This is a genomic window from Martinezella tropici, from assembly GCF_003287875.1.
GTDB lineage: Bacteria > Pseudomonadota > Alphaproteobacteria > Rhizobiales > Rhizobiaceae > Rhizobium > Rhizobium tropici_C.
This window is the reverse complement of sequence record NZ_QMKK01000050.1, coordinates 186,921-205,337: the sequence shown is the minus strand read 5'-3', so window position 1 is coordinate 205,337 and position 18,417 is coordinate 186,921. Positions and strand designations below refer to the sequence as shown.

Genomic DNA, 18,417 nt, shown 5'->3' with positions numbered 1-18,417 from the left:
CCGACGGTACGGCCGCCTTCGCGGATAGCGAAGCGGAGCTTTTCTTCCATCGCGATCGGAACGATCAGCTCGACGGCAACCGTTACGTTGTCGCCAGGCATAACCATTTCCGTGCCTTCCGGAAGCGTCACGATGCCCGTCACGTCAGTCGTACGGAAGTAGAACTGCGGACGGTAGTTCGTGAAGAACGGCGTATGACGGCCGCCTTCTTCCTTCGTCAGGATGTAGGCTTCTGCCATGAACTTCTTGTGCGGCTTGACGGAACCCGGCTTGCACAGGATCTGGCCACGCTCGACGCCGTCACGGTTCACACCGCGGATCAGCGCGCCGATGTTGTCGCCGGCCTGGCCCTGGTCGAGCAGCTTGCGGAACATTTCAACGCCGGTAACCGTCGTCTTCGACGTCGGACGGATGCCGACGATTTCGACTTCTTCACCAACCTTGACGATACCACGCTCGACGCGGCCCGTCACAACCGTACCACGGCCGGAGATCGAGAACACGTCTTCGATCGGCATCAGGAACGGCTGGTCGATCGGACGCTCAGGCGTCGGGATGTAGGCGTCAACCTGAGCCATCAGCTCGCGGATCGCGTCTTCGCCGATCTTCTTGTCCGAATCTTCAAGAGCAGCAAGCGCCGAACCCTTGACAACCGGAATGTCGTCGCCCGGGAAGTCGTAGGACGACAGAAGTTCGCGAACTTCGAGCTCGACGAGCTCGAGAAGCTCGGCGTCGTCAACCTGGTCGACCTTGTTCAGGAACACGACGATTGCCGGAACGCCAACCTGGCGGGCGAGCAGGATGTGCTCGCGCGTCTGCGGCATCGGGCCGTCGGCGGCCGAGCAAACCAGGATCGCGCCGTCCATCTGTGCAGCACCCGTGATCATGTTCTTGACGTAGTCGGCGTGGCCGGGGCAGTCGACGTGCGCATAGTGGCGGTTCGGCGTCTCGTATTCAACGTGAGCCGTCGAGATCGTGATGCCACGAGCCTTCTCTTCCGGAGCAGCGTCGATTTGGTCATACGCCTTGAACTCGCCGAAGTACTTCGTGATCGCTGCCGTCAAGGACGTCTTGCCGTGGTCGACGTGACCGATCGTCCCGATGTTAACGTGCGGCTTATTGCGCTCAAACTTACTCTTTGCCATTTGAATGCTTCCTGTGAACGTAATGAGTGACCCCGGCGAACCGGTTTAGTGCCGCCGTTTAAGGCTTTCATCGCATTTGCGCAAGACTTAATTGCAGGGCCTATTCCCGGCGAAGTCAGAGCGATTGCGCATGATCCGCAGCCTTCGTCATTCCTTCGCCGCGCAAGTGTCGCCAGCCGATCCGGAAAGACATAAAAGCATTTGCCGGTTCAGGCGCTTAGATAGGAGCGCTCTGGAAAGAATTCCAGATGCAAAACCGAACCGAAGCAGCACTCGCCACCAACGAAATACGCCCTCGCCGAAGGGCAAGGGCGCAAAACCATCAAGCAACGGCGACTAGCGCGCCACGACTTGCTCTCCGGAGGACGGCAAAGCCCACCAGTCCATCCAGGCTCGATGCCTATCAATCGAGAAGATCGGCGGGCACTTTGCCGCCGTTATCGGCGAGCTTCTTCAAAAGAGCCTTGTGCAGGAACATGTTCATCTTGGCGGAATCGCCGGCATCACCAGTGTAGCCGAGCTCCTGAGCCAGCTCCTTGCGCTCCGAAAGGCTCGCATCCATGCCGAGCGCCTTCATGAGATCGACGATCGAATGCTTCCAATCCAGCTTCTGGCCGCTCTTCTTGACGGCGGCGTCGAGGATCGAGGCGATATCCACTGGAGCGGACGGCGCGCTGGTCGCGGGCGATGTTGCTGCCGTGGTCGCTGAAGGAGCCGGTGTCGGCGCAGGCGCCGGATTGGCGGTTGCGGCTGTCGTCGACGGCGCCGGAGCTGCCTCGGCAGCCTTTGCCTGCCCCCAGATTGCACCCTTGATCTTGTCGAAGATACCCATTTGCGCTCTCCCGTTTCGGTTGCCAGAGCAATATGTATCGCTCGCGCGAATATAAGCAACCCTTCATGTCAAATATGCAAAGGTGGCACCAGAGCGAGTGCGGACATGAAAAGGGCACAGCCGCACGCAGAGCAACGAATAGGCAAACATAGAGATCGCTCGGCCCGGAAGCTAGATAATCGACGAGCTAACAATTTGAAAAGATTGGAGCGGGTAGCGGGAATCGAACCCGCGTATTCAGCTTGGAAGGCTGCTGCTCTACCATTGAGCTATACCCGCGCGGGTGATCAAGATCCGATCCGGAATGGTGGAGGGAGTTGGATTTGAACCAACGTAGGCTGAGCCAACGGATTTACAGTCCGTCCCCTTTAACCACTCGGGCATCCCTCCAGTATTCCGACTGGATCTTGCGACCAAGTTGCTCGACCTTGGCGTCGCCGCCGTGATCTGCGCCGCGTATATGACCGGACGATTTCAGTCTGTCAACACAAGGAATTGGCAAAAATGACGAAAAAATTTCAGCCTGTGGGAAAAGCCCGCGGCCGAAAGAGGCTATGCGCCCCGGAAGGCGCTGGTTATAAAGCCGCATGAGCAAAGATAGAACATCCGGCCGCTCCGGCCCTGAAAACACCGCCGACGACAAATCGGCCAAGAACACGCATTACGCCACCCTACGCCGCGCGCATCGCGACGCCAAGCGTGAGCGCGGCGAAATCCCGACACCGGCTCCGCAGAAGCGAAAGCGGGCTGGTGCGGACGATTGGAAGCCGCCGGCGCTCGCGCCCGAGCAGGTCTTTCTCTATGGCCTGCATACGGTCCGCGCCGCGCTTGCCAATCCCGAGCGCCGGAACATCAAGCTGTCGACGACGCAGAATGCGCTGGTGCGGCTGGAAATCGGCCCGGTCGACTCACTCGGCATTCCCGTCGAGATCGTCTCGCCTCAGGATATCGACAAGGTGCTCGGGCCTGAAGCGATCCATCAAGGGGTCATGCTGGAAACCCGCCCCCTGCCCGTGCGTCGCCTCGAGGCATTGAAGGACAGCCCGTTGCTGCTCGTTCTCGATCAGGTGACGGATCCGCACAATGTCGGCGCCATCATGCGCTCGGCCGTGGCCTTCGACGCAGGTGCCGTGATCACGACGCAGCGCCATAGCCCGACCGAATCAGGCGTGCTCGCCAAATCCGCCTCCGGAGCGCTCGAACTCATACCTTATATACAGATCACCAATCTCGCTGATGCGCTCGGCGAACTGCATCGGCTCGGCTTCACGACGATCGGGCTCGATTCGGAAGGGCCGGCGCCGCTGGAAGGCACGTTCAGCGGCGACAAGATCGCGCTTGTGCTCGGCTCGGAGGGCAAGGGGCTGCGTCAGAAGACTCGCGAGACCGTGAATGTACTGGCTCGGCTCGACATGCCCGGCGCCATCAAATCGCTCAATGTCTCGAACGCAGCCGCGATCGCGCTATATGCGACGCGGTCCTATCTCAAATCATAGCGGCGCCTGTGGCGGCCGCGGCATGTCGGGAGAATTTGCCTTGATCCGTGCTTTCGGTCTAGCGGCGGCTTCCGCCGCCTTCGTTCTGACAGTGGCCCAGCCAGTTCCAGCGGCCGACGACGAAGTCGTTCAGGCGCAAACCGGCACATGGCTGGTTGCGCCTGAAAGCGGCGCCAAGGGCTGCCGCCTCACCTTCGGGGCAAACACAGTCCCTGGCGGCCATGAAATCACCGGTGCCGATGCCTGCACGACGCCCCTGCCCGCTCTCGCCAAAGCCCGCGCCTGGAATTTCACGGACGACGGCGCTCTCGCCATTGCCGATGCCGAGGGCAAGCCGTTGATGCGCTTCCAGCAGGAGGAAGGCTCCCCGTGGGAAAGCGAAGGCGGCGACCCTACATGGCTGTTGCCGGCGCTGGGCGATGTCGATCATGTGCCGACCGTCGCAAGCCTTGCCGGCGCGTGGCGCATCCAACGGCCCGACGGAAAGCCGGTCTGCGATATCACGCTGACCACCGACAAGGATCAGGACGGCACCGCCAAAATGTCGCCAGGCGGGGACTGTGCCGCCGAGATCAGCGAGCTCAAGCTTTCGCTCTGGGCGGCCGAAGGCTTCGGGCTGGTGATGCTGGGCAGCGATGGTTCCTCCCTTTCCTTCGACATGAAGCCGGACGGCAGTTTCCAGAAGTCCGAGGAGGAGGAAGGCGAACCGCTCCTGCTGGTCCGCAAATAGGCCGGCCGAAGCATATAGAAGCACGCCCACCGCGAGCGCTACATCAAGCGCTTAAGGCTCATCGTACGATCATCGGCGCCGGGTGCCAGGCCGATTGGCGCCAAAGCACCCTCTCGGTAACCGGGCAGCCATCCTGCAGCTTCGCCCAGGAGGTGACATTGAGGTTCATCTCGCATTGCGCCAGGTAACTCCGCCCCCCGACGGTCATACAGGCGACCTCGCCGACCGCATGCTGCTTTCCATCCGTATTTTTGCAGTAGCAGTTTTCACCCGCTAACGCTGACGCGCCCGTGATCGCCGTGATCACGACAAGCGGCAATCCCAAGACGACATGCCGCGATATCTCGCGCATGAACGTATCCTCCCCGCCATTGACGGGATGAAGTGTATGCCGATTTCTGACGTTGTAAATGCATCTGCAATCCCGGGCAGGCAGGCGAATGGATGCATGAAGAAACGGGGGCGATTTGATGCGGCTCGCCAAGACCTGTCGGCAGGCTCAGTGAACCATAGGGTCCGCGTCGTCAAAGAACGATCTGATGCCGTCGCGCGCGATCGTTGCCAGGAATTCGTCGAACGCCTCGCGGTCGGTCGCGAAGGGCTCTTCCCATTCGATCAGATCTTCTTCCGGCGTAATGACTTCCATCCGCCAGTCGGCATTGGTGCCGGCCGGACGAAAGATATCGACCAAGACGGTCACACCGTCATCGGTGAATTCACCCGAGAGTTCGGAATGCTCTAGCTTGGGCTTCTTAGGCTTGGTCATATGTTTCCAGAGACTTGATATCGCGTTGATGATCTCGCCGACATGCTGAAGGCTTCGGCATCATACATTATTGTGCTGCTGCCGGTTTTTCATACCAGTGATCAACAAGGCATCCAAGTCTTGGAAAAATCTGGTGCCCCCGGCAGGGTTCGAACCCGCGACCCCCTGATTACAAATCAGGTGCTCTACCAACTGAGCTACAAGGGCATATGCGCATGCCAACTAACAGATTTTGAAATCCTGTAAAGGGAAAATCACTCGTTCGGACTTAAAGCTGGGGATCAGCATGTGGCCTCAACGATTTACCAGTCCGATTGAAACGTCTTGTCGCAGAAGGGGAATAACATTACCTAGTATGGCCACTTAAAGGACATTGCATGTCACGCAATCTTCAATCCGTTTGCTTTCTCGCCTCTACCGCGCCGGAGGCTCAGGCGGCGCAGCAGGACCTGATTCGCCTCTATGGCCAGACGCCGCAGGAGAGTGCGGATGTCGTCGTGGCGCTCGGTGGTGACGGCTTCATGCTGCAGACACTGCACAGCACCATGAATTCCGGCAAGTGCGTCTATGGCATGAACCGCGGTTCGATCGGCTTCCTGATGAATGACTATCGAACGGATTGCCTGGCCGAGCGCATAGAGGCGGCCGTCGAAAACGCATTCCATCCGCTGCAGATGACGACGCGCAATGCCGACGGCAGCTCCCGCGTCGCGCTCGCCATCAACGAGGTGTCCTTGTTTCGCCAGTCCTATCAGACGGCGAAACTGAAGGTCGAAATCGACGGTCGGGTCCGTCTGCCGGAGCTGATCTGTGATGGCCTTATGGTAACGACGCCGGCAGGCTCCACGGCTTATAATCTCTCCGCCCATGGCCCTATCCTGCCGCTGGAGGCACCGCTGCTGGCCATGACGCCGGTCAGCGCCTTCCGCCCTCGTCGCTGGCGCGGGGCGCTGCTGCCGAACAAGGTCACGGTCGACATCACCGTGCTCGAAGCGGAAAAGCGCCCGGTCAACGCCGCCGCCGACAATGCCGAGGTCAAGTCCGTTCTCGGCATCCAAATCCGCCAGAGCGAAGATACGACGGCCCGCATTCTTTCGGATCCGGACAGATCGTGGTCGGACCGGATCCTTGCGGAACAGTTTTCGGATTGAAGCTGGAATTTACAACGCGCTTGCCAATAAAAAAGCCCCGACCGGGGCTTTTTTATTGGTTTTATTGGTGCTGGAATGTTCGAACTCACTCGACGTCGTCGACGACCGCATCGGCCGCACCGCTGATGCGATGCGCAAGGGCGGCTTCCATGAATTCGTTGAGATCACCGTCCAGAACGTCGCCGGGCGCGGTACTGGCAACGCCGGTGCGCAGGTCCTTGACCAGCTGGTAGGGTTGCAGGACATAGGAACGGATCTGGTGACCCCAGCCGATATCCGTCTTCGAAGCGGCTTCGGCGTTGGCCGCCTCTTCCCGCTTCATCAATTCCGCCTCGTACATGCGGGCGCGCAGCATGTCCCACGCCTTGGCGCGGTTCTTGTGCTGCGAGCGTTCCTGCTGGCACTGCACGACAATGCCGGTCGGAATATGCGTGATGCGCACGGCCGAATCGGTGGTGTTGACGTGCTGGCCGCCGGCGCCGGACGAGCGATAGGTGTCGATACGGCAATCGCTTTCGTTGATCTCGATCTGGATCGAGTCGTCGACGACCGGGTAGACCCAGATCGAAGAGAACGAGGTGTGGCGGCGCGCATTGCTGTCATAGGGCGAGATACGGACAAGGCGATGCACGCCCGATTCGGTCTTCAGCCAGCCATAGGCATTGTGGCCCTTGATGAGCAGCGTCGCGGACTTGATGCCGGCTTCTTCGCCGTCATGAACTTCCAGGAGTTCCACCTTGAAGCGCTGACGCTCGGCCCAGCGGGTATACATGCGCAGCAGCATGTTCGCCCAGTCCTGGCTCTCGGTACCGCCGGCGCCGGAATGGACTTCGAGATAGGTGTCGTTGGCATCAGCCTCGCCGGAAAGCATGGCTTCCACCTGCCGGCGGGCAGCTTCTGCCTTGAGGGCCTTCAGGGCTTCTTCCGCGTCACGCACGACGTCGTCATCGCCTTCTTCCTCGCCGAGCTCGATCAGCTCGACATTGTCGGCAAGCTGCTGCTCGAGAGCGCGCACGCCGTTGATGCCGTCATCGAGCTGCTGGCGCTCGCGCATCAGCTTCTGCGCTTCGGCGGCGTCATTCCAGAGGGTCGGATCCTCTGCCTTGTTATTCAACCAGTCCAGTCGTCTTATCGCCTGGTCCCAGTCAAAGATGCCTCCTCAGCAGGGTGATAGCCTGCTTGGTTTCATCGACTACTTTCTCGATTTCGGCTCGCATAGTCCCACTTCTTCATTTCACCGCTCGATGCGAACGGCCATCCAATTCAAAGAGTGCTGGTGACATAGATATACATGCCGCTGGTGTAAAGCCCCGCGGCATGACGATCTGACAAATAGGATGGGATCAGAAGAGACCGCCGGCCCCGGACGTAACCGCCTGGTTCGCCTGTGGCGACGTCCTTAGAATTTCCTCCGGCGCCACCTGCGCGGCGGCATCGCCACCACCAATGACCTGGAGGCTCGTTGCCGGGCCGGTACCGGGCTTGAAGGCTTCCATGATGGCATTCGGATCGCCCTGCTGCGCTGCCATGCCGGTCGCGCGATTGACCGCGACCATCGTCATGCCAGCCGGAACCTGGAATTTCTCCGGCGGTTGATCTTTCGTCGCCGCCTGCATGAATTCGTTGAAGACCGGCGCTGCGAGCGCGCCGCCGGTGCCGCCCCGGCCCAGCGTGGTCGGCGTGTCATAGCCGATGTAAAGGCCGGCGACGAGGCTCGGCGTGAAGCCGACGAACCAGGCATCCTTTTCATCGTTGGTGGTGCCGGTCTTGCCGGCGACATCGGTGTTGAGCTTGATCTTGCCCGCGGCCGTACCGCGGATAACGACGCCCTGCATCATCGACGTGACCTGATAGGCCGTCATCGGATCGAGCACCTGCTCGCGATTATCGGCGATGACCGGCTCGTCCTGATTCTGCCAGGCATTCACATTGCAATTGTCGCAGACGCGCTCCTCATGCTTGAAGATCGTCTTGCCGTAGCGGTCCTGGATGCGGTCGATCAGTGTCGGCTTGATCTGCTTGCCACCGTTGGCCATGACCGAATAGGCCGAAACCATGCGCAGCACCGTCGTTTCGCCCGCGCCGAGCGACATGGCGAGAACCGGGTTCATATGGTCGTAGATGCCAAAGCGCTCAGCATATTCGGCCACCAGCGGCATGCCCATATCGGCTGCGAGACGGACCGTCATCAGGTTGCGGGAATGCTCGATGGCGAAGCGTAGCGTGTGCACGCCGCCGCCCTCGCCTTCGTAGTTCGTCGGCTTCCACACATCGCCGTTGCTGAGGGTGATCTGCAGTGGATCGTCAAGAATGACGGATGCCGGCGTATAGCCGTTATCCATCGCGGCGGCGTAGACGAACGGCTTGAACGACGAACCCGGCTGACGCTTGGCCTGGGTCGCGCGGTTGAATTCGGACTGTGCATAGGAGAAGCCGCCGACCATGGCGAGCACGCGGCCGGTATGCGGATCCATGACGACCAGGCCGCCCTGTACCTTCGGCGGCTGGCGCAGGCGATAGCTGCTGGAATCGGCGTTGCCGGTCTTCTGCACGTAAATCACATCGCCGGCGCTCAGCACGCCACTCGGCGATTTCACCGATTTGCCGCCCGCAGACCGGTAGGCCCAGCGCATGTCGGCAGCAGCGATCGTGCCGCGCTTGCGCTCGGGCGAAACCTTGCCGGCCGCATCGACGCTCGGCTGCAATCCGATGTCGACACCCTGATCGGAAGCGGAGAGGACAACGGCGACCTGCCACTCCGGCACGTCGCTCAGCGCTGGAACCTTGGCAAGCTCGGCACCCCAATCCTGCGAAGTCGCGATCTGCTTGAGCGGGCCGCGGTAACCGCGGCGCTCGTCATAATCGACCAGACCGTCCTGCAGGGCCTTGCGTGCCTCGAGCTGCATCTGCGGGTCGAGCGACGTGCGGACGGAAAGGCCGCCTTCATAAAGGGTCTTTTCCCCGTATTGGTCGATCAGCTGTCGGCGGACTTCTTCGGCGAAATAATCCGAGGCGAAGAGCGACGGGCCGCTCTTCGGCGGCACCACGCCGAGCGGCTGCTTTTTTGCCTCTTCACCGTCGCTCTGGCTGACATAGCCGTTCTCCACCATACGGTCGATCACCCAGTTGCGACGGGTCAGCGCTGCCTCGGCGCGGCGGAACGGATTGTAGTTGGACGGTCCCTTAGGAAGCGAGGCCAGATAGGCCGATTCGGCAATGGTGAGCTCGTTGACGGATTTGTCGAAATAGGTGAGCGCGGCGCCGGCGATGCCGTAGGAATTCAGGCCGAAATAGATCTCGTTCAGGTAGAGCTCGAGGATCTTGTCCTTGCTGTAGGCCTGTTCGATGCGGAAGGAGAGAATGGCTTCCTTGATCTTGCGGTCAAAGGTCTGGTCGGCGGAAAGCAGGAAGTTCTTGGCGACCTGCTGCGTGATGGTCGATGCGCCGACGAAGCGGCGGCCGGAACCGATGTTCTGCAGGTTCACCACAATGGCGCGCGCCAGGCCGCCGACGTCGACGCCGGGGTGATTGTAGAAATTCTTGTCTTCCGCGGACAGGAATGCTGCCTTGACGCGATCGGGAATGGCCTGGATCGGCACGAAAAGCCGGTTCTCCCGCGAATATTCCTTCATCAATGCGCCGTTGCCGGCATGAATGCGTGTCGTCACCGGCGGTGCGTATTTCGCAAGCACTTCATAGTCGGGAAGCTCCTTGGAGACCACGCTCAGATAGATGGCCGCCGCAGCCGCCACACCCAGAAACAGGAGGCAGCCCAGCCCAAAGAAATATCCAATCAGTCTGATCATGTGATACTACCGGTGCTTGTTCTTCATGCGGCATGTGCGCGAGATCATCGCATAACCACGGGCGTTTTGCATGCTCGCGGTGTTAATGCAAGACGGCAATGAAACAAAGCCGTGCTTCACTCGCGAGCGGATGATAGTTCGCTGTAAAGGCGGGAATGTGAGCAAAATAGGGCTCGCCCTCGGTATTCCCAGTTTCATGCAATTCTAATATTTAAAGCTGTGACATGGAAGCCACGGCTGATCATGACATTCGGCCCTGTCAGCCGCCGTTCGCGATGATCGATACGCGATATTTTTTTACTGCATCGGCCAGCCTGTCGGCGACCTTTTGCCGCCAATCGAGATCGAGCAGCAGCTTCTCGTCCTCCTTATTGGAGAGAAAACCGAGTTCCAACAGGATCGAGGGCACATCCGGCGCGGTCAGGACCTGGAAACCGGCGTGGCGGTGTGGATTGTTGATCATGGAGATCTGGCCATCGAAGGAGGACAACACATCCTGTGCCAGCGAGATGGAGAAGGCCTGCGTCTCGCGGCGGGTCAGATCCATCAAAATGTCGTTGACGGCAGCCGGCTGTGCCTGAGCGTCGGTCCCGGCGATCTGATCGGACTTGTTTTCACGATCGGCGACCTCGCCGGCAAGCCGGTCCGATGCTTTGTCCGAGATCGTATAGACGGTCGCTCCGCGGATATCCTTCTGCTTCAGCGTATCGGCATGCAGCGAAATGAAAAGCGAGGCGCGATTCTGGCGCGCGATGGTCACCCGCTCCGACAGCGATAAATATTGGTCCTTGTCACGCGTGAGAAAGGCCTTGATGCCGGGCTGGGCATTCAGCTTGTCGGCAAACATCTTCGCGAAGGCAAGCGTAATGTCCTTTTCCTGCGTGACGCCGTCGGTGCCCGTCGCGCCCGCATCGATACCGCCATGACCGGCGTCAACGGCGACGAGGAAGATATTCGGATCGGCCTTCTGCGTCGGCTCGACGGGACCGACGTCCCGGGCGGTATCGTCGCTCGTCCAGCTCTGCTTCTTCACCAGTTCGGCAAATTGTTCGGCAGGCACCATCTCGGCATCGAGCACAAGCCGCTGCCCCTTGCCCCCCTCATCGGCCTGCACCTTGGCCATGACCAGCTTTACCGGCTTTTTTGCAGTCAGCACGATGCGGGCGCTGTCCGCATCCATCGTACCATAGCGGATATCCTTGAAGAGACCGGTCGGCTTGAGATCCGCGGCCGGGAAGCCGAATGCTGTCGCCGGCAGATCGACCACCACGCGGGCGGGATTGTCGAGATAATGAACCGTGAAGGCCGGCTCCCGATCCATATCGATGACGATACGCGTGCGGGCGTCGTCACCGGCTATGCGCGCACCGTAGGCGAGCAACGGGCCATCCGCCGCCATGGCAGGCGCAAACGCCGAAAACACGATAAGAATCACAAGGGCAAGGGCCGCTGCCGCAAATCGCAAAGCCCTCACGCCAATCTCCGCCACATGCCGCAATCCCTTTACCAAGTGTCCAACGCGCCCCATATTGGTTTCAGCGTTGTTTTTGAAGGCCCCAATAGCGGGAACCAGATTTGACGTGATGGCCGCACCGATGATGCGCCGGGGACGAATCGTTGATCGCCGCTCCCCGCGTTCTCATCATCCGACGAATCCATCAATATTATGGCATACTTGGCTTTCCCCTTGCTATTGTGACAGATAAAACATACAACGCATATTAGGGTAGAAGTGTTGACGGGATAGAGTCGCCGCAAAGGCAGCCGCCTCGAGTACCAGGCGCCATAAGCGGCAGTCATCCGCCGTCTGCAGTACTTCCGCTCCAAACAGTGGATATCTGAATTTCTGGTTTCAAACGGGAAGTTCATCGGTGGAGAGCCACCAAACGCTCTTTAGAGAGCACATTCATCGGGCCCCGCTTTGTGGGTCTAAGGCATAGTCGATCTCGCTTGGTTACGGATGTCACCGCAGCAGCTTTTTCAAAAAGTGAACAGACCCCAGGGAAGTAATGCCCCGGCCGCCGTCTGGATGCTGTCATCTCCGAACCACTTGCGACTTTCATTATCCGGTGCAGCAACGGCGGATCATATCCGGCTTGTCCCAGTGACAAGCAGGTCCCCATCCGGTTGCCTGCGCCGAGGAGCACAGCTTTCATGGCAGACAAAATGCTTATCGATGCGTCTCACGAGGAAGAGACGCGCGTCGTTGTCGTTCGCGGGAACCGCATAGAAGAATTTGACTTCGAGTCTCAGCACAAGAAGCAAATCCGCGGCAACATCTATCTTGCAAAAGTAACGAGGGTCGAACCTTCGCTTCAGGCCGCTTTCGTTGACTATGGCGGCAACAGGCACGGCTTCCTGGCCTTTGCCGAAATCCATCCCGACTACTATCAGATCCCCCTCGCCGATCGTCAGGCGCTTCTGAAGGCCGAGGCCGAGGAGCATCGCCGGGACGATGACGTCGAGCACGTCGAAACGGCGCTCGACCTTTCAAAGCAGGAACAGCCCGATATCGGCATCGTTCCCAAGGCGAATGAAGAAGCCGAAGTACCGGCCGCGATCGCGGAAGAAGCCTCCGCTCCGGAGGCAGTCGCGCCCGCCGAGGAAGCAATTCCGGCCAAGAAGGCCAAGCCGCGCCGCAGCCGCAAGAAGGCGGCAGCGGAAGCCCCCGCCGAAGAGACCGCCGCCCCGGAAGCGACGGCAGCCGTCGACGCGCCGAGCGAGGACGAGGACGGTCCGTCTGGCGAAATGGCTGCCATGGTCGAAACCGATTCGATCTCCGAAGACGTCCGCTCCTCCAAGCGCCGTCATGACGACGACGACGATGACGATCACGACCATGAAGAGGAAGTGATCGAATCCGTCGGTGCGGAAGATGCGATGGAAGAGGTTCCCGATCGTGCCCAGCGCAAGCCGCGCAAGCAGTATCGTATCCAGGAAGTCATCAAGCGCCGCCAGATCCTGCTGGTGCAGGTTGCCAAGGAAGAGCGCGGCAACAAGGGTGCGGCACTCACCACCTATCTCTCGCTTGCGGGCCGCTACTCGGTTCTGATGCCGAACACGGCGCGTGGCGGCGGTATTTCCCGCAAGATCACCAATCCGCAGGACCGCAAGCGCCTGAAGGAAATCGCCAAGATGCTCGAAGTGCCGCAGGGCATGGGCGTCATCCTGCGCACGGCCGGCGCCAACCGCACCAAGGTCGAGGTCAAGCGCGATTTCGAATATCTGATGCGCCTGTGGGAAAACGTCCGCACGCTCACGCTCGCCTCGACCGCGCCTTGCCTCGTCTATGAAGAAGGCAGCCTGATCAAGCGCTCGATCCGCGACCTTTACAACAAGGATATCAGCGAGATCATCGTTGCCGGTGAAGAAGGCTATCGTGAAGCGAAAGACTTCATGAAGATGCTGATGCCGAGCCATGCCAAGGTGGTCCAGCCCTATCGCGACATCCACCCGATCTTCTCGCGCTCCGGCATCGAGGCGCAGCTCGACCGTATGCTGCAGCCGCAGGTGACGCTGCGTTCCGGCGGCTATCTGATCATGAACCAGACGGAAGCGCTGGTTTCGATCGACGTCAACTCCGGCCGCTCGACCCGCGAACATTCGATCGAAGACACGGCGCTTCAGACCAACCTGGAAGCTGCAGAGGAAATTGCCCGTCAGCTCCGCCTGCGCGACCTTGCCGGCCTGATCGTCATCGACTTCATCGACATGGAAGAGAAGCGCAACAACCGCGCCGTCGAGAAGAAGCTGAAGGAATGCCTGAAAAACGACCGGGCCCGCATCCAGGTGGGACGCATCTCGCATTTCGGCCTCTTGGAGATGTCGCGTCAGCGCATCCGCGCCTCGGTTCTGGAAAGCACGACGCAGATCTGCTCGCATTGCGGCGGCACCGGTCACGTTCGCTCGCAGTCTTCCGTTGCCCTGCACGTCCTGCGTGGCATCGAGGAATATCTGCTCAAGAACACGACGCATGACATCACCGTGCGCACGACGCCGGACATTGCGCTCTATCTGCTCAACCACAAGCGCCAGACGATCATCGATTATGAAAGCCGCTTCGGCGTCGCGATCGTCATCGATGCCGACAATGCCGTTGGCACGCAGCATTTCGCGATCGATCGCGGCGAGCCGGTCGCCAATCCGGTGAAGATCGAAAGCCTGTTCAACTTCGCAGCCATCCCGGACGATGATGACGACGATGTCGTCATCGAAGCCGAGGAGGACGAGGACGAAGAACTGGAAGAAAAGGCGGCGACCATCACCGAACAGCCCGCCCGCGCCGAAGGCAATGAAAATGGCCGCAAGCGCAAGCGTCGCCGCCGTCGTCGTGGTCGCGGCAACGATGCCCAGGCAGCATCGGCTTCCGAGGACATCTCTGCGGCCGCTACCGCCGAGGACGCTGACAGCGAAGACGACGACGAAGGTGATGCCGGCGCCGAGAACGCCGCATCCGCCGACAATGAAGACGATGCACAGCAGAAGCGCAAGCGCCGCCGGCGCGGCAAGCGCGGTGGTCGTCGCAACCGCGAAAACCAGGGTGGCGAACAGAGCGAAGGCAGCGCGTCGGAAACCGATGAAGCCTTCGAAGCCGATGCAGCCGACGGCGATGACAGCGAAGAAGAGGCAAGCGTCACGGTGGCGGAAATCGCCGTTGCCGAGGGCGAGGCCGCTGTCGAGGCTCAGCCTGCCATGGCAGCCGTCGAGACGGCGGCGACCGTTACCGAGGATGTGAAGCCCGCCAAGGCACGTGGCCGCCGGAAGGCAAAGGCTGCCGAGGCATCGCCAGTCGAGACGCCTGTTGTCGAAGAGGCAGCCGTGATCGAGGGCGAAACCGAAGCGGTAGCCGAAATTGCCAAGGCTCTCGACAATGCAGCCACACCCGAGGCTATCGAGGACGAAGCCAAACCGGCGCGCGCCAACCGCGAGTCCAATGTTTCCTCGTCCGCTCCGGTGGTAACCTCCACCCGTGCCAATGAAGGCGGCGATGGCGAAGGTGAGCCGACCAAGCCGAAGAAGGCTGGCTGGTGGCAGCGCCGCGGATTCTTTTAAGTAGACCGATCTGCAATGAAATAAAAAAATCCGACCGTGGTGACGCGGCCGGATTTTTTGTTTCCCAAGCGCAAAGGCGGCCGGTCACGTGCCAGCGCACGTCTCCGCAACTTGCGGCAGCGCTTTCGCAAGCCCGCACAAATTATTGATTCCGGACTCTATTTCAGCCAGGCGGCCATGCGTTCGGTCGCCTCTTCGATTTCGGCATTCGAGCCGGCATAGGAGATCCGCATTGCGCGATGTCCTTCCACGGGATCGAAGTCGAGGCCGGGCGTGGCAGCGACATTGATTTCCGCCAGCATCTTTCGGGCAAAGGCCATGCTGTCATTTGTGAAACGGCTGACGTCGACATAGGCGTAGAAGGCGCCATCCATCGGCGAGGCAATGCGGAAGCCGATCTCAGGCAGTCGGCGCATGAGGAAATCGCGATTGCGGCCATAGCTTTCGCGATAGATATCAAGCTCGGCGCCTGCGCCGAGTGCCGCCTCGGCGGCGATCTGCGACAATTCCGGCGCAGAAATGTAGAGGCTCTGAGCCACGCGCTCTGTGGGCCGCACCAGCCGTTCCGGCAGAACCATCCAGCCGATGCGCCAGCCGGTCATGCAATAATATTTCGAGAAGGAATTGATGACGATCGCCTCGTCTGTCAGTTCCAGCGCACTCGTCTCCTCGCCGACGAAGGTCAGCCCGTGATAGATCTCGTCGGAGATGAAGGCGATGAAACGGTCGGCGCAATAATCAGCCAGCGCCTTCAGCGCCGCCCTGCCCGTCACCGTGCCTGTGGGATTGGCGGGGCTTGCCAGCAGTACCCCCTTCGAGCACTTGCCGCTTGCCACCTGTGCCGCTTCCAGGCTCTCGGGTGTCAGCGTAAACTGCGTTTCCTCGGTGACCGGTACCTCGACGACATCGAGGCCAAGTGCGGCAAGGATATTGCGATAGGCCGGATAGCCCGGCCGGGCGATGGCGACACTGTCGCCGGCGTCGAATAACGTCAGGAAGGCAAGATTGAAGCCGGCCGACGATCCGGTGGTGATGGCAATCCGCTTCGGGTCGATGCTCAAGCCATGGCGAGCCTGATAATGGGCGGAAAGGGCCTGCCGCAGGGCAAGCGTCCCCAACGCATCGGTATAGCCGATGCGGCCATGGCCTAGGGCTGCGCGTGCTGCCTCCAATGCCGCCTGTGGAGCTGGATGCGAGGGCTGCCCGACCGCCATGGAAATGACCGGGTGCCCGGCCTGACGGCGTCGCGTCGCCTCCGCCAGCACATCCATGGCATGGAAGGGTTCGACATCGCTGCGCTTGGATAGGGAAAACACGGTCAATTCTCTCTCGGATCGGATCGGCAAGCGACATTTGCCGCAATATCGGCTCGTTCACAATCCTGCGATTGCGGCTTTGTCGTGAAAATTCCTGTTTCTGGAAATAAGGACGCACCGTAAATTGTCGATGCATATTTGCGGATGCCGACCCGACGATGCTATGGCGCATTCAAGAATGACGTCTCCGCTCAGATCCAAACGAGGACCCAATGACCTTTTCTCTCAAAAGCCTGCTGACGGTTTCGGCGATTGCCCTGACAGCGTCCTTCGCCACAATCCAGCCGGCCGCCGCGCTGGATGACCAGCAGAAGAAGGAAATCGGGGATTTCATCAAGGAATATCTCGTCGAGCATCCGGAAGTTCTGCTGGATGCCCAGGCAGCGCTCGAAAGGAAGCAGGACGAAGCCCGTATCGCCCAATCATCCCAGGTGATCGACCAGAACAAGGACGCGATCTTCAATTCCAAGGACGATGTGGCCATCGGCAATCCGAAGGGCAACATCACCGTCGTGGAATTCTTCGACTATAATTGCACCTACTGCCGGCATGCGCTCGGCGATATGGACACGCTGCTGAAGCAGGACAAGGATGTGCGTTTCGTTCTCAAGGAATTCCCGATCCTCGGCCAGGATTCGGTTGCCGCTTCCCGTGTCTCCAGTGCTTTCCGCCTGCTTGCACCTGAAAAATACGAGCAATTCCATCGTAAGCTGCTGGGCAGCGACGGGCGCGCCTCCGAAGACGCCGCCATCGAGGTCGCCACTTCGCTCGGCGTCAGCGAATCCGCCATTCGCGCTGAAATGGCAAAGGCGCCGAACACCGATATGATCAAAGCAACCTATCAGCTTGCCTCAGATCTCAACGTGACAGGCACGCCCGCCTATGTGATCGGCAACGAGATGATTTCCGGCGCAATCGGTCTCGACGCCATCAAGCAGAAGATCGCCAACGTCCGTAGTTGCGGAAAGACCAGCTGCTGATCGGCGAGAACCACACTCACGACGGCAAAGCAAATAGCCGTCCGCATTTTGGCAGCTTCGAAACGGCGCCGCGGCTCGACGCGGCGCAAAAATGCCAAAATCGCGGCGTTTCCACACCTAGAGGCATGCAACCTTCGCTCCGGGGCTTTCCTACAGGGCCTCGGGAGTCTATAGGTTGCGCTGCACTTTGACGGAACATCTAATGGCGCAAACAATTTTTGTCCTCAACGGACCCAATTTGAATGCCTTGGGCAAGCGCGAGCCGGGCATCTATGGCGGCAAGACGCTGAAGGATATCGAAGCCGACTGCAAGTCTGCAGGCGAAAGCCTGGGCTTCATTGTCGATTTCCGGCAAAGCAATCATGAAGGCGTGCTGGTCGACTGGATGCATGAAGCGGACGACAAGGCTGCTGGTATCGCGATCAATCCCGGCGCCTATGGTCATACGTCGATCGCGCTGCACGATGCGATCCGCGCCATTTCCATTCCCGTGGTGGAGGTGCATATCTCCAATATTCACGCACGCGAAGAATTCCGGCACAAATCGATGATCGCGCCCGCTGCAAAGGGCATGATCTGTGGTTTCGGACCTTATGGCTACATCCTGGCGCTTCATGCGCTTAAATCCATCACCCAATAACAAAAATACAGGGCAAGAAATCCAATGGCTGAAAAGAAATCGGGTATCGACCAGGCGCTGATTCGCGATCTCGCCAACATTCTCAACGACACCGATCTGACCGAGATCGAAGTCGAGCAGGAAGATCTGCGCATCCGCGTATCGCGTGCCGGCACGACCCAATATGTTCAGGCGCCAATCGCCGCTCCCGCCGCCTATGCCGCTCCGGCTGCAGCAGCTGCTGCAGCCCCGGCCGCCGCGGCGCCTGCAGGCAAGACCCGCAATCCCGACAACGTCGTCAGCGCACCGATGGTCGGTACCGCCTATCTGGCGCCGGCGCCGGGCGCGGCCGCTTTCATCCAGGCCGGCTCGGTCGTGAAGGAAGGCCAGACGCTGCTCATCATCGAAGCCATGAAGACGATGAACCAGATCCCTGCGCCAAAGTCCGGTACCGTGACCGAGATCCTCGTTCAGGACGGACGTCCGGTCGAGTACGGCGAAGCCCTGGTCGTCATAGAGTAAGT

Annotated in this window: 15 protein-coding genes and 3 tRNA genes; 7 read left to right on the top strand and 11 right to left on the bottom strand. The window is 60.0% G+C overall.

Going from position 1 to position 18,417, the window contains the following annotated elements; genetic code table 11:
* From tuf to DQ393_RS24390, 4 genes are all read right to left on the bottom strand, one after another.
* Window positions 1-1,145 (bottom strand): elongation factor Tu (tuf, locus tag DQ393_RS24405; protein WP_112341912.1); only part of this gene is annotated, 1,145 nt, incomplete at its 3' end.
* A 403-nt stretch (window positions 1,146-1,548) separates the two neighbouring features.
* Window positions 1,549-1,977: a DUF3597 domain-containing protein gene (locus tag DQ393_RS24400; protein WP_015339583.1), complete on the bottom strand. Its 429-nt coding sequence runs from the start codon at window positions 1,975-1,977 to the stop codon at window positions 1,549-1,551.
* Between the two features lie 205 nt (window positions 1,978-2,182).
* Window positions 2,183-2,256 (bottom strand) — tRNA-Gly (locus DQ393_RS24395).
* Window positions 2,257-2,282: 26 nt separating this feature from the next.
* Window positions 2,283-2,367, bottom strand: a tRNA-Tyr gene (locus DQ393_RS24390).
* A gap of 197 nt (window positions 2,368-2,564) precedes the next feature.
* Here DQ393_RS24390 and rlmB point away from each other — a divergent pair.
* Both rlmB and DQ393_RS24380 read left to right on the top strand, forming a co-directional pair.
* Window positions 2,565-3,473 (top strand): 23S rRNA (guanosine(2251)-2'-O)-methyltransferase RlmB, encoded by a 909-nt coding sequence (rlmB, locus tag DQ393_RS24385; RefSeq protein ID WP_112344263.1) that lies wholly within the window; start codon window positions 2,565-2,567, stop codon window positions 3,471-3,473.
* Between the two features lie 40 nt (window positions 3,474-3,513).
* On the top strand, window positions 3,514-4,203 hold the full coding sequence (locus DQ393_RS24380; protein ID WP_112344282.1) for an AprI/Inh family metalloprotease inhibitor: 690 nt from the start codon (window positions 3,514-3,516) through the stop codon (window positions 4,201-4,203).
* Between the two features lie 58 nt (window positions 4,204-4,261).
* Here DQ393_RS24380 and DQ393_RS24375 read toward each other — a convergent pair whose 3' ends face one another.
* The 3 genes from DQ393_RS24375 to DQ393_RS24365 all read right to left on the bottom strand — a co-directional run bounded on the left by DQ393_RS24375 (window position 4,262) and on the right by DQ393_RS24365 (window position 5,176).
* Window positions 4,262-4,555: a hypothetical protein gene (locus DQ393_RS24375; RefSeq protein WP_112344262.1), complete on the bottom strand. Its 294-nt coding sequence runs from the start codon at window positions 4,553-4,555 to the stop codon at window positions 4,262-4,264.
* Window positions 4,556-4,702: 147 nt separating this feature from the next.
* Window positions 4,703-4,969 (bottom strand): hypothetical protein, encoded by a 267-nt coding sequence (locus DQ393_RS24370; protein ID WP_112344261.1) that lies wholly within the window; start codon window positions 4,967-4,969, stop codon window positions 4,703-4,705.
* 131 nt (window positions 4,970-5,100) lie between these two features.
* Window positions 5,101-5,176 (bottom strand) — tRNA-Thr (locus DQ393_RS24365).
* A 170-nt stretch (window positions 5,177-5,346) separates the two neighbouring features.
* Between DQ393_RS24365 and DQ393_RS24360 the strand changes: the two genes are divergently transcribed.
* Window positions 5,347-6,120 (top strand): NAD kinase, encoded by a 774-nt coding sequence (locus DQ393_RS24360; RefSeq protein WP_112344260.1) that lies wholly within the window; start codon window positions 5,347-5,349, stop codon window positions 6,118-6,120.
* Window positions 6,121-6,205: 85 nt separating this feature from the next.
* On the opposite strand, the gene prfB is transcribed toward DQ393_RS24360, so the two are convergent.
* From prfB to DQ393_RS24345, 3 genes are all read right to left on the bottom strand, one after another.
* Window positions 6,206-7,337 (bottom strand): peptide chain release factor 2 gene (prfB, locus tag DQ393_RS24355; RefSeq protein WP_112344259.1). Its coding sequence is split into 2 segments (ribosomal slippage): window positions 6,206-7,267 and window positions 7,269-7,337, totalling 1,131 coding nucleotides; the frame shifts between segments, so codons are not numbered across the junction.
* Window positions 7,338-7,463: 126 nt separating this feature from the next.
* Window positions 7,464-9,926: a penicillin-binding protein 1A gene (locus DQ393_RS24350; protein WP_112344258.1), complete on the bottom strand. Its 2,463-nt coding sequence runs from the start codon at window positions 9,924-9,926 to the stop codon at window positions 7,464-7,466.
* A gap of 259 nt (window positions 9,927-10,185) precedes the next feature.
* On the bottom strand, window positions 10,186-11,436 hold the full coding sequence (locus DQ393_RS24345) for an N-acetylmuramoyl-L-alanine amidase (RefSeq protein ID WP_432422026.1): 1,251 nt from the start codon (window positions 11,434-11,436) through the stop codon (window positions 10,186-10,188).
* Window positions 11,437-12,080: 644 nt separating this feature from the next.
* Here DQ393_RS24345 and DQ393_RS24340 point away from each other — a divergent pair.
* Complete coding sequence (locus tag DQ393_RS24340; protein ID WP_112344256.1) at window positions 12,081-14,978, top strand: Rne/Rng family ribonuclease; 2,898 nt, start codon at window positions 12,081-12,083, stop codon at window positions 14,976-14,978.
* A 158-nt stretch (window positions 14,979-15,136) separates the two neighbouring features.
* On the opposite strand, the gene DQ393_RS24335 is transcribed toward DQ393_RS24340, so the two are convergent.
* Complete coding sequence (locus DQ393_RS24335) at window positions 15,137-16,294, bottom strand: pyridoxal phosphate-dependent aminotransferase (protein ID WP_112344281.1); 1,158 nt, start codon at window positions 16,292-16,294, stop codon at window positions 15,137-15,139.
* Between the two features lie 212 nt (window positions 16,295-16,506).
* On the opposite strand from DQ393_RS24335, the gene DQ393_RS24330 reads away from it, so the two are divergent.
* The 3 genes from DQ393_RS24330 (at window position 16,507) to accB (ending at window position 18,415) form a co-directional block, all read left to right on the top strand.
* A complete protein-coding gene (locus DQ393_RS24330; RefSeq protein ID WP_112344255.1) occupies window positions 16,507-17,274 on the top strand; it encodes a DsbA family protein in 768 nt (255 codons plus the stop codon).
* Between the two features lie 202 nt (window positions 17,275-17,476).
* Window positions 17,477-17,914 (top strand): type II 3-dehydroquinate dehydratase, encoded by a 438-nt coding sequence (aroQ, locus tag DQ393_RS24325; RefSeq protein ID WP_112344254.1) that lies wholly within the window; start codon window positions 17,477-17,479, stop codon window positions 17,912-17,914.
* 24 nt (window positions 17,915-17,938) lie between these two features.
* Window positions 17,939-18,415: an acetyl-CoA carboxylase biotin carboxyl carrier protein gene (gene accB, locus DQ393_RS24320; protein WP_112344253.1), complete on the top strand. Its 477-nt coding sequence runs from the start codon at window positions 17,939-17,941 to the stop codon at window positions 18,413-18,415.
* The last annotated feature ends 2 nt before the right edge of the window (window positions 18,416-18,417 follow it).